Genomic DNA, 1,786 nt, shown 5'->3' on the forward strand with positions numbered 1-1,786 from the left:
TTTAAACACACTCATCAACGGCGCTATGAATGGTGGAAAAATAAAGCCAGAAGTATTGGGATAGACCCTGACACTGAAAAAGCATGGATTAGTAAAACAGCTAAACTAATTCATCCACTTGGAGTTAAACCATGCAAGAAATGCGGTAAAGAAATGGAATTATCTTACTCCTACCCAAATGAGCATTTCTTTTCTCGGGTTAGGAAACTTAATTATATAGATGAGACTTTTGAGCTATCTCAAAATGAACACATAGTTGATTTGTTGACTCGTTTAGATGATAGATTTGGTGAAAGAATATATTTAGATTTACCACATTTATTTTCTACAAAATCCATCACGATTCCAGATATTTCAAGCAATCTCGAAGCATGGATTGAGTATCTAAAAGAACAATACATACCTCAAGAATCACGTATGCTTAGCCCTGGAGCCATGGCAAATCCTCCAGATCGTTTTGATGGATTTCATTCATTTAACCGCTGTTGTCGCTCTATTGCTGATAAAGGAAGGACCAAAGAAAATCTTAAATCTTATGTTACTGACAGAAGAGTTTTCGAATATTGGGTGGATGGTGATTGGGTAGCTGCAGACAGGCTAATGGGCCAAGTTAGAACAAATAATATATTTATTAACGAGGAATGTTTGAATGCCGGAAATGGTGGTTTACATCCAACTCCTTGCCAAGCAGATCACATTGGCCCAATCTCACTAGGGTTTTCCCATCGCCCACAATTTCAACTACTTTGCAAATCATGTAATAGTGCCAAAAACAATCGTATGTATTTAAGTGATATAATCTCTTTATTAGAAGCTGAGAATGAAGGTCATACGGTTATTTCATGGTTCGCAGAAGAAGTATGGAATCGACTAAAACACTCTGTAGATGATAGTGAAAAAGCCTTAAGACTAAGTAAAATACTACGTGATAATAGACATACATATATGAATCTTCTTAAAAAAATAATGGATGAAGGTTATTATACTTTCCTTGCAAGTCTTTTACATCTTGAGGTAGCCAATTATAACCCAATATTTGAGGGATTATGCATTTCAAATCATTTAACTCATTATAAATCATTAAAAAAAATAAAACGTGAATCAAAATATGCTGCTGTGCAAAAAACAAGACGAATCAGAATAGCATTTACTTCATTGAATGATTATCATAGAAAAGAAAATCGGAACGCATTTATTGTATCAAATGAATTATCTGAGAAGTTTTTCTCTGAAGCTATGGATAATTTAAAATCATTAAGTGAAATTACATCTTGCTTAGATGAAAAAATATCCGGAATAATATCTGAGAATTCAGATTCAAAAAATGAATTTCGAACAATCATTACAGATCTACGAGAAATAGTGACAAACAATAAAGAAAAATTCAACTTGATATTAAAATATCTAATATCAGGGATGAGCGAAATAGGAAAAGAACTGGAATCATATTGGGAAAATGATCGTTATGTTCGCTCAATCCCAGAAGAATTTATAGAGTAAGACATAGCCCTCTTATAAAGAGGGCTTTATATTCCTTTCATAATATTCTGAAGGAGTAATATTACCTCTCATGAATAATTGATAGTCATTTTCGGGGTGATGGATATAATATTTACCACTTCCATCTTCACCATGTTGCAAAGGAGGCAGATCAGATAATGCATCCTTTACAGATACCCAAGATTCCTTATCTTCTGTTAATTTTTGTGGAGGTTCAATTGAAAATAAAGGGTCGTTTGAACCAACCAATATAACCCTTTTTCGGCGCTGAGGGATTGCATAATGT

1 protein-coding gene and 1 pseudogene are annotated in these 1,786 nt (G+C 33.7%); one reads left to right on the top strand and one right to left on the bottom strand.

What is annotated here, in order from left to right; genetic code table 11:
- Nucleotides 1-1,500 (top strand): Alw26I/Eco31I/Esp3I family type II restriction endonuclease (locus RTW80_RS24680; protein ID WP_312720707.1); only part of this gene is annotated, 1,500 nt, incomplete at its 5' end.
- Between the two features lie 12 nt (nt 1,501-1,512).
- Here the strand turns inward: RTW80_RS24680 and RTW80_RS24685 are convergent.
- Nucleotides 1,513-1,786: pseudogene (locus RTW80_RS24685) on the bottom strand (DNA cytosine methyltransferase); the annotation flags it as partial.

This window comes from Escherichia sp. AM3 (assembly GCF_032029835.1).
GTDB lineage: Bacteria > Pseudomonadota > Gammaproteobacteria > Enterobacterales > Enterobacteriaceae > Escherichia > Escherichia coli.